The 9,462-nt window shown below is 70.0% G+C and carries 11 protein-coding genes; 10 read left to right on the top strand and 1 reads right to left on the bottom strand.

All coding sequences use genetic code 11. The annotated features are described in order from the left end of the window. Positions 1-3 precede the first annotated feature (3 nt). Positions 4-726 carry a lysophospholipid acyltransferase family protein gene (locus tag D7V80_RS38420; RefSeq protein ID WP_014400766.1) on the bottom strand — a complete coding sequence of 241 codons (723 nt, stop codon included), beginning with the start codon at positions 724-726 and terminating at the stop codon, positions 4-6. Positions 727-900: 174 nt separating this feature from the next. On the opposite strand from D7V80_RS38420, the gene D7V80_RS38415 reads away from it, so the two are divergent. The 10 genes from D7V80_RS38415 (at position 901) to D7V80_RS38370 (ending at position 9,421) form a co-directional block, all read left to right on the top strand. After that, positions 901-1,398 (top strand): hemerythrin domain-containing protein, encoded by a 498-nt coding sequence (locus tag D7V80_RS38415; protein ID WP_233586043.1) that lies wholly within the window; start codon positions 901-903, stop codon positions 1,396-1,398. 180 nt (positions 1,399-1,578) lie between these two features. Continuing rightward, the gene (locus D7V80_RS38410; RefSeq protein WP_120592783.1) at positions 1,579-2,103 is read left to right on the top strand and encodes a cell wall protein; all 525 of its coding nucleotides are present in this window, start codon (positions 1,579-1,581) and stop codon (positions 2,101-2,103) included. Positions 2,104-2,246: 143 nt separating this feature from the next. Beyond that, the gene (locus D7V80_RS38405; protein WP_120592782.1) at positions 2,247-3,110 is read left to right on the top strand and encodes a tryptophan 2,3-dioxygenase; all 864 of its coding nucleotides are present in this window, start codon (positions 2,247-2,249) and stop codon (positions 3,108-3,110) included. Positions 3,111-3,235: 125 nt separating this feature from the next. Then, on the top strand, positions 3,236-3,412 hold the full coding sequence (locus tag D7V80_RS42025; RefSeq protein WP_158616773.1) for a hypothetical protein: 177 nt from the start codon (positions 3,236-3,238) through the stop codon (positions 3,410-3,412). 127 nt (positions 3,413-3,539) lie between these two features. Then, positions 3,540-4,097 carry a Uma2 family endonuclease gene (locus D7V80_RS38395; protein ID WP_120592785.1) on the top strand — a complete coding sequence of 186 codons (558 nt, stop codon included), beginning with the start codon at positions 3,540-3,542 and terminating at the stop codon, positions 4,095-4,097. Positions 4,098-4,110: 13 nt separating this feature from the next. After that, on the top strand, positions 4,111-5,238 hold the full coding sequence (locus tag D7V80_RS38390) for a hypothetical protein (RefSeq protein ID WP_120592780.1): 1,128 nt from the start codon (positions 4,111-4,113) through the stop codon (positions 5,236-5,238). Between the two features lie 53 nt (positions 5,239-5,291). After that, positions 5,292-6,752, top strand: a complete 1,461-nt coding sequence (locus D7V80_RS38385) for an adenylate/guanylate cyclase domain-containing protein (protein WP_120592779.1) — start codon at positions 5,292-5,294, stop codon at positions 6,750-6,752. Positions 6,753-6,779: 27 nt separating this feature from the next. Next, positions 6,780-7,199, top strand: a complete 420-nt coding sequence (locus tag D7V80_RS38380; protein ID WP_120592778.1) for a type II secretion system protein GspG — start codon at positions 6,780-6,782, stop codon at positions 7,197-7,199. A gap of 143 nt (positions 7,200-7,342) precedes the next feature. Continuing rightward, positions 7,343-8,701 (top strand): universal stress protein, encoded by a 1,359-nt coding sequence (locus D7V80_RS38375; RefSeq protein ID WP_120592777.1) that lies wholly within the window; start codon positions 7,343-7,345, stop codon positions 8,699-8,701. Positions 8,702-8,839: 138 nt separating this feature from the next. Continuing rightward, a complete protein-coding gene (locus D7V80_RS38370) occupies positions 8,840-9,421 on the top strand; it encodes a Fis family transcriptional regulator (RefSeq protein ID WP_120592776.1) in 582 nt (193 codons plus the stop codon). Positions 9,422-9,462 lie beyond the last annotated feature (41 nt).

The following is a 9,462-nucleotide window of genomic DNA, read 5'->3' as shown; positions in this document are numbered from 1 at the left end:
GTATCAAGCATGGCAGGCCCTCAGCAGCAGGCGCCGGACGCTGGCGGCCACGCGGTCGCGGAAGGCTCGAACGCGCGACTCCGATGCACCCGACGGCGGCGGTTCATGGGGTTCACCCACGGCGAAGGTTAATTGAACTGGCAGCGGCAGGGGGCCCAATCCCATCACCAACGGCATGCGGTATTTGTCCTCCGCGGCCAGGCGCACACACCACCGGTCCTCGTCCGGAGGCCAGAAGAAGGTGTCATCCACCCCGAAGCCGGCGAAGGGCACCACCGGTACCCCCGCCTGCATGGCCAGCCGGACGAAGCCCAGCGCGTGCTCCCACCGCAGCCGGTAGCGGCCCTGACTGCGTTTGAAGGTCTCCCGCGCGCCGCCCGGATAACAGACGACCAGCTGCCCCTCCTGGAGCGACCGGAGCGCGTTCTCCCGCGTCCCCTCCACCCCGCCCAGCCAGGGCAACACCGTGCGTACGAGGGGAATCTTGAAGAACCCACGCTCCGCGAGCCCCAGCGGATAGCGCCCCGTGGCCCGGTGCAGGAGGTGGAAGAAGGCGGGGGTCTCGTATCCCCAGACACCGTGATTGCCCACGAGCAGCAACGGCCCATGTCTGGGCAAATGTTCAGCTCCCACCAGGCGGGCGCGGTGGTAGCGCGCGGACAGGGCGGCGCCGCCCTCCGCGAAACGGAAGACGGCCTGCCGGACGCTGGTGAGTGGGTTTTCCACGGTGGAGCCAAGATGCAACCGCCCTCACGTGCCGGCACCCCGGCACCAGGCGGCCGGGCAGGGGCTCCATCGCCGCCGTCGCCCGTAAAGGGCATGCACGCCAGCAGGCTGCCTTTCGCGCGGGGGGAATGGGTGCGGTTGTCTGCTCCCGGAGCCGTGCTGATGCTTGGGGGCATGGCCGGCCCGTTCGACATCCTCCTTCACCAACACCGCGAGTTGGAGGCGCTGCTGGAGCGGCTGGCTTCAGAGTCGGATACAGAAGAAATGACTCACGGTCAGGAGGCGCTGGCCCGCCTCCTGCGCCTGCACTCCCGGCTGGAGGAGCGCTGCGTCCAGCCGCTGCTGACACGCGTGGAGGGCCGCGCCCGCGCCCGGGAGGAGGCGGAAGACCACCTCACCCTGCGTGAGCTGATGGAGGAATTGCAGGAGCTGACGCCTCGCGGCGTCGAGTGGCAGGCGCGCCTCTTCACGCTGGAGGATCAGGTCGTGGCGCATGTGCAGGCCACGGAACAAGGGGTGCTCCCCCGCCTGTCCGCGTCTCTAGACGCTGATGAATTGGAAGAACTGGGACACGACCTCGCACTGACGTACGAGGAACTGCTGGATCGTTCGCAGCACCCCCCCGCCCCTGGTCGTGGAGCGTTGTTGGAACCCCTGCATTGGGATGCGTGAGAAGCGCCTGAAAGCGTCGCCGGGCCCCATTTCCCGGGCCTTTCTCACCTGCTGATACGCAGTGGCGTCACAACTTTTTATCGCTTCCTTCGACAATTGCCTTTCTGGAAGGTATTGGTAGTCCGGCGTGCCGGTTCACGCCAAGGCAATGCTCCCCCCTTAAACCGAGGATTGGTCGAAATGTCAGTTGACAAGGCGTTCCGCGAGATGATTCGCAACGAGATTGAAGTCCAGCTCAAGCCCCTGCGCGACGTGGTGTCTCGTCTGGAGTCGGGCACGGCGGACCTGGATGCGCTGCGCAGCGTGGCCGAGCGGCTGGCGCCCCTGGCTCAGGTGGTGGGCCCCCTCTTCGGCGCGAACGCGCCCGCGGCTGGCAAGGCCGGTCGCCGTCCCGTGGGTCGTCCCGCAGGCCGCGCGGCGGTGAGCGCGCCTGTGGCGGCGGCGGGTGGCAAGCGCCGGGGCCGCAAGCCGGCGGCGGCGGAAGGCGGCGCCCGTGAGTGCGCCATCAAGGGCTGCGGCAAGCCCAGCCGCACCAAGGGCTACTGCGCGGCGCACTACCAGAAGCTGCGCATGCTGGAGAAGACCAACCGCCGTCCTTCCGAGTGGTCGGACTACGCCAACCCCAACAGCGTGGAGGACATCAAGCTGCCCCGTGGCCGCGCTGCCTCCAAGGCGCTCGCGGAAGCCGCTCAGAAGAACGCTTAAGCTCTTCCGCAGTCGCAGTATCAGTCGCCCCGGCCCGGGCAGAGGTGGACCGCGTTCTTCCGTCTGGAAGTACGTGGCTGGATTGACCGCGCGGAGGATGTGCTTGCGCCGCGAGGGGGTTGGTGTGCATGAGTGCCCGGGCCATGAACAAACGCGACCTGGAGCCTGGAATCGTCACGGACCTCGCGGGCCGGACGACCTATGGCGATTACCTGCAGCTGGACCGCCTTCTGTCCGCGCAGGTGCCCCGTTCCCAGCCTCCCCATCACGACGAGTTGTTGTTCATCGTCCAGCACCAGACGAGCGAGCTGTGGATGAAGCTGCTCATCCACGAGCTGTCCGCCTGCATCCGTTACATCCAGGCGGACCGGCTGGAGCCGTCGTTCAAGATCTTCGCGCGCGTCGCGCACATCCAGCGGATGCTCTTCGAGCAGTGGAGCGTGCTGGAGACGCTCACGCCCAACGAGTACCTGGAGTTCCGCGACACGCTGGGGCACGCGTCAGGCTTCCAGAGCTTCCAGTACCGGGCGCTGGAGTTCCTTCTGGGCAACAAGGACGACGCGGCGCTGGGGCCCTTCAAGCACGTGCAGGGCGTGCACGCGGAGCTGGACCGCCTGCTGGAGTCGCCCGGCATCTACGACGAATTCCTGCGCCACCTGGCGCGCATGGGCCACGACATTCCCAGAAGCCACGTGGAGCGCGACTGGCGTCAGCCGTATGAGAGGAGCCCCCAGGTGATGGAGGTGTTCCGGCGCATCTACGAGGACACCGAAAAGCACTGGGACGCGTATGAGATGTGCGAGAAGCTGGTGGACACGGAGGAGCGGTTCCAGCTCTGGCGCTACCGGCACATGATGACGGTGATGCGCATCATCGGCTTCAAGCAGGGCACGGGCGGCTCGTCGGGCGTGGGCTTCCTGCGCAAGGCGCTGGACCTGCGCTTCTTCCCGGAGCTGTGGGACGTGCGCACGGCGCTGACGCCGCCCGCGAAGCCCCGGGGCGTCTGAGCTCCGCATTGGCCCCGCTCGTGCCCCCGCATGCTCCGCGGACCGGCAGGGGCGGGGTGCCAGCCGGGGCACGGGCTCCCTAGCTTGGGAGAGGTCAAATCCTCTCAACGCGCGAAGGAGCCACCATGGGTGAGCACGAAAGCCCCCGGAAGGAACCGCAGCTTCCGGAAGACGAGCAGAAGAACAAGCGTCAGGCGGGAGACCGCCCTGTCCCCACGCCCGGCCATATTGGCAACATGCCAGATAATGGCGAAGGCCCGGGTGGCATTGGCATCAAGCTGCCCGAGGGCGGCGGCGACTGAGTGAAACATCCGGAAATGTTTCAGGCCCGGGGGCCCTTCCGGGGCTCCCGGCCGCCGGGGTACACGTGTCAGACGGGCATGAGAGTGTCCGGGCATGTCCCTACCTGCTAGGTTCTTCGTCCCAGAGATGACCCGAAAGCCCGCCACCTACGCCGACCTGGAAGCGCTCCCCTCGAACCAGGTGGGGGAGATTGTCAACGGGGAGCTGCACGCGAGCCCCCGGCCCGCGACGGAGCATTCATCCGCGGCAATGCAGCTCGCCACCGAGCTGAACAACCCCTTCGGCAGGGGCCGTGGGGGGCCTGGAGGGTGGCTTTTCCTGTTCGAGCCAGAGCTGCACCTGGGCAAGGACGTCCTGGTTCCCGACATCGCGGGTTGGCGCCGGGAGCGGGTCTCCAAGATGCCCAAAGTCGTGGGCGTCAAAATGGCACCGGATTGGCTATGCGAGGTGCTGTCCCCGTCCACGTCCCGGTTGGACCGCTTCCGGAAGCTGCCCATCTACGCCCGCGAAGGGGTCAAACACGTCTGGTTGGTGGACCCGCTCCAGTACACGCTGGAGGTCTTCCGGCTGGAAGGCTCGCACTACCTCCTCGTGGGGACCCATCAGGACGCGGAGACCGTCCACGCGGAACCATTCGAGGCGCTTCCCCTGGAACTGAAAGTCCTGTGGGAGGACGTCGAGTAGGCTTCTCCGCACCATGTCCGCGCCCGCCGGAATGACGCTGCTCTTCGAACAGGCCCACATCCTCTGCTACCGCACGTTCGACATCGCGGAGGAGATCGACCTGGAGCGCGCGCGCAAGGCGCTCACGGAGGACTCGCGCCGGTTGAAGCTGTCGCGCGAGAACAGCCAGTACATCCAGCTGCCCAACCCGCCCGTGGTCTATGAGCTGGGCCGCAGGCCGCTCGCGCTGCGCGGCGGTCCCATCACCGTGGACGCCACCGCGCGCCTGTTCGACCACGGCGCCGCGTCCATCATCCTGCGCGTCCCCGTCACCCCTGGCACCACCTGGGAGACGCTCACCCAGGTCGCGGACGAGCTCTATGACAGCCAGGCCCTGGAAGACCTGGCGCGGGAGCTGGTGGAGGGGGTGCGCCGCACCATCGCCTCCGCGGTGCAGGGCCCGCACCTCTGGGACCAGAGCGAGAGCTACACCGTCATCTTCGCCGAGCGCATCCAGGGCAACCCTTCCGCGGAGGAGCTGTTCCAGAGCGCGGACATCGCGCGGCTCCTCCTGGGAGAGAGCACCGACGCGCCGCTCGCGCCGCGTGAGCGCGAGGCCGTCACCCAGGTGCGCTTCAGCTACACCGCCCATGACCTGGTCGTCGTGGACTGGAACAGCGCGTTCGTCTACGAGCCGTCCGGCTCGCGCGACATCCCGGACCTGCTGGAGATCGCCAACGCGCAGCTGCTGGAGTTCCGCTACTACGACGAGCGGTTGGACAAGCACATCGCGCGCATCCACGACGAGGTGCAGGCGCGCAAGCCCGGCTGGCTCACGCTGTTCCGCAGCCCGTACCGCAGCCTCGCCCGAGAGACGCTGGGCACGCTCGTGGACCTCAACGAGTTCGTGGAGCGGGTGGAGAACAGCCTGAAAATCATTGGCGACTTCTACCTGGCCAAGGTCTACGAGGGCGCCGTGCGCCGCCTGCGCATCCCCGCGTGGCAGGCCTCCGTCACGCGCAAGCAGCAGCTGCTCGCGCAGACCTATGGCCTGCTCAAGGGCGAGGTGGACATCGACCGCTCGCACCTCCTGGAGGTGATGATCGTCGCGTTGATCATCCTGGAGATCGTCATGGCCTTCAGCCGCGTGTTCGAGCACTGACGGCCACGGTTGCGCTACACTTGTCGGACAGGCGTGTGACGGAGGCTTCCTTTGTGAGTGCATCAAACCCCCTCTTCGGTGATTTGTTGCTCAAGCTGGGCGTCGTCACGCCGGGTCAGGTGCAGGAGGCGCTCGCGCTGCAGGCCCTCACCGGCCAGCGCGTGGGAGAGGCGCTCATCTCCCTGGGCTATGTGTCGCGCGAGCAGATTCAGGACGCATTGGGAGAGGCCCTGGGCTTGAACCACGAGAAGGGGCCCGCGCAGCCGCCCCTGGGCGAGCTGCTGGTGGGGCTCAAGTACGTGACGCTCGCGCAGCTGGACGAAGCCCTGGCGCGGCAGCGGCGCGACGGGCGGCGGCTGGGAGAGATCCTCGTCGAGCTGGGGCACTGCACGTACAAGCAGATCTACGAAGCGCTGGGCGTGCAGAACCGCATCGTCGGCCGGCAGGACCTGCCACGTCCCGCGACGGAGGGGCGCCGCCGCGTGGTGGTGGTGGACGACAGCCCCCTGGCGTGCGCGTTCGTGCAGGAGGGGCTGGTGGCCCTGGGCTACGAGGTCCTCTGCTTCCAGGACCCGTATGAGGCCCTGGAGGGCATGGGGCGGCTTCAGCCAGCCATCGTGCTGAGCGACCTGGAGATGCCGGGGCTGGACGGCGTGGAGCTGTGCCGGCGGCTGAAGGAGGGCCCTCGCAGCGCCATCCCCGTCATCATGCTCACCGCCAACGACCGGGAAGCAGAGCGCGTGCGCGGCCTGCGCGCGGGCGCGGACGACTACGTGAACAAGTCCGCGTCCATGGATGAGCTGGCGGCGCGCATCGAGAGCGTGGTGCGCCGCACGGACGAGACGGAGCGCATGCGCAAGCTGTTCGCGCGCTACACGTCCGACGCGGTGGTGGAGGAGATCCTCAAGAGCGCGGACGCGGCGGTGCTCGCCGGTGAGAAGCGCGAGGTGACGGTGCTGTTCGCGGACATCCGCAACTTCACCGGCCTGGCGGAGAGCCTGCCTCCCGAACAGGTGGTGGCGGTGCTCAACCAGGTGCTGGGCCGGCTGTCGGACGCGGTGCTCACCTGCGGCGGCACGCTGGACAAGTTCCTGGGGGATGGGCTGATGGCTGTCTTCGGCGCGCCGGTGGGCCGCCCGGACGACGCGCTCCGGGGCCTGCAGTGCGCGAAGATGATGATGGAGGCCGTGGCGGAGCTGCGCGCCGTGGCGGAGGCCGAGTGGGTGGCCCACGGCCGCGAGGGCCGGCCCCTGGTGCTGGAGCTGGGCGTGGGACTGAACTCGGGCGTGGTGGTGTCCGGCAACATCGGCGGCGCGATGCGGGCCGAGTACACCTGCATCGGCGACGCGGTGAACGTGGCCGCGCGGCTGTGCGCGCTGGCCGGGCCGGGGGAAATCCTGGTGGGCGAGCGCACGCGCGAGCTGGTGGACGCGAACGAGACCGCCTTCGAGGACCTGCCGCCGGTGCGCTTGAAGGGCAAGCAGCAGCCGGTGCCGCTTTACCGCGCCCTCTGACGCGCCAGGCGGTAGGGTGGATGGGCCATGGCCGCCAACTCCGCCTCGTCCGCCGCCCCCGAGAAGTCCCGCCGCTCCCCGCTGCCCTGGGTGGCAGTGGTGTTCGCGGTGGCGCTCGTCGTGGCCCTGGTGCTCACCGCCTTCCGGCGCCGTGACCCCGAGCAGGCCCAGCGCATCCACGCCGACTTCACCCTCATCCTGGACGCGCTGGAGCGCTACCGCGCGGACCACGAGGGGAAGCTGCCGGAGGAGGGGAACCTGGACGAAATGCTGGTGCCCCGCTACCTCCACGCCGTGCCCCTGGACCCCTGGGGCCGGCCGTACCATTACGCGAGCAGCGACCAGGGCGTGTTCCTGTCCAGCTTCGGCCGTGAGAACCAGCGCGGCGGCACGGGCGACAACCAGGACCACACCAACCACGACGGGCACCAGCAGCTCTTGCGCTAGGGAGGGCCGCGCCGCCGGGCCGCCCCACCCCGCCGGGCAGGCAGGCCGGCAGGCGCGGGCCGCACGTCACCGGACGGCCGGCGTGCGCATCCTTGGTGACGGGGGAGGCTCCAGCGGGCATCGCCTCCCCGGGGGGCCCCGCCATGGCCATCATCTGCGCAACCAACCTGTCCGCCGACGCCGCGCACGCGGCCACCGTCGCGGCGACGCTCGCCGGCCGCCTGGGAGAGCCCCTGCTGCTCCTGGGGGTGGATGACGAAGTGCCGGACGCGGAGGCCCCGGACGCCCTGTCCGCGGCGGAGGGAGGCCTGGCCGCGGAGGCCGCGCGCCTGAGGGCGTTCGCGGGCAGCGTGGAGCCGCGCATGCAGCGGGGCGCCTCCGTGGAGACGCTGCTGGGGGACGAGGAGTGCCGCAGCGCCCGGCTGGTGGTGGTGTCCGCCGAGGGCTGGCGCACGTCCCCCTGGCGCAAGACGTCCCTGGCGGAGCGCCTGGCCCGCCACGGCTGCGCCCCGGTGCTGGCGGTGCGCCGGGACACGGCGCTCCTGGACTGGGCCCGCGGCCGGCGCCGGCTGCTGGTGATGGTGGGGGTGGACCCCCGCTCCTCCACCTCCGACGCGGCCATCACCTTCTTGCGGGAGCTGCGGCGCGTGGGCGGATGCGACGTGCTGGCCGCGTACGTGTGCTCGCCCCTGGAGGAGCGCGAGCGGCTGGGCATCCACACCCCCGTGCACGTGGAGCGGCTGGACGCGCGTGAGCGCTCCATGGAGGGCCTGGAGCCGCTGGTGGAGCGAGTGCTCCATCGCGAGGTGCGCGAGCGCCTGGGCGATTTGGAGGGCGAGGGCAGCGTGGAGGTGGTGCTGGAGCCCGGCTATGGCCGCCCGGCGGACCACCTGCTGCACGTGGCCCATGCGCGCAGCGCGGAGCTGACGGTGGTGGGCATGCACCTGCGCGGCGGCGTGCAGCGGCTGTGGCACGGCTCCGTGTCGGAAGGCGTGCTGCGCCACGCGGAGCGCTCCGTGGCGTGCATCCCGCCCGGAGCGCGCGAGCCTCGCCGGCTTCCTCCGCCCCGGAGCGCGCTGGTGCCGGTGGACTTCACCGTCGCCTCCGGGCAGGCCATCGCGCAGGCGTGCTCGCTGGTGGGGCCGGGGGGCCGCGTGCACCTCTTGCATGTGCACCGGCTCCGGGGCCGTGAGCGGGGCCCCCGGGACTTCCACGGCGTGCTCCCGGAGCCCAACGGTGAGCGGGACCGGGTGCTGAGCCGGCTCTGGGCGCAGGTGCCCGGGGACACGGTCGCGCAGGCGGTGCACTGGAGCGTGGAGGGGGTCAGCGGGGACGACGTCGCCATCGCCATCTGCCAGGCCACGGAGCGCGAGGGCGTGGACCTGGTGTGCGTGGGCACGTCCGCCCGTCGCGAGGTGGTCCCGGACGTGCTGGAGGAGGCGGTGGCGCGCGAGCTGGTGCTGCGCTGCCGGAAGCCCGTGATGGTGGTGCCTTCGGTTTGACCCGGGAACGGGCGTCCAGTGCAGGGCTCCTCGCGGAACGGGTCCCTGTTTTTTCCCGCGCGTAAGGGATTGAACAGGCGACCCTGGAGGGCGTTAGACTTTGGGAGGACCCGCTTTCCCAGAAGGGTAGGGCATCCCGTGGCTCTTCGCGGTTATCGAGAAGAGGACCTCGTCTCCAACCGTGCATCGCTGCTCATCCACGGAGGCACCGAGGATGAGCGCAGGGCCTGGGCGGAGGAAGCCGCGCGCAACTTCGGCGTCCCGCTCACGGAGGTGCGCCAGGCCTCGGAGCTGGCCGGTGCGCTCCGTCAGCCCAACGGCGTGGTGTTCATCGCGGACGCGGGGAAGCTGCCGCTGGACGTCCAGGGCCTCATCCTGCGCTGCCTGCAGATGCAGGAGGAGCGGCCCAAGGTGGTGGTGGGCGTGTCCGGCACGGCGATGGCGGCCCTCACCCGGGGCACGCTGCGCGAGGACCTGCACTACCGGCTCCACCAGGCGCAGGTGGACCTGCAGACGGACGGCCTGCGGGATGCGCTCAAGCGCCGCTGGGCGCAGCAGGCGGAAGCCCTGGCCGTGCGCGCCGCGGCGCTGAAGGCCGCCGAGGAGAAGGAGCGCGCCGCCGCCGCGGCACGCCGCCCCGGCTCCGTCACCCGCATCCTGCCCAAGCGCAAGGCCGCGGCTCCCGTGCGCAAGGGCACGCCCCGCAACGCGGTCCGCTGAAACCCGGGGCTTCTTGGGAGGGGGCGGGGGCGGTCCGGGTG

It is taken from the genome of Corallococcus sp. CA054B, assembly GCF_003611625.1.
Classification (GTDB): domain Bacteria; phylum Myxococcota; class Myxococcia; order Myxococcales; family Myxococcaceae; genus Corallococcus; species Corallococcus coralloides.
This window is presented reverse-complemented; position numbering and strand designations above follow the sequence as displayed.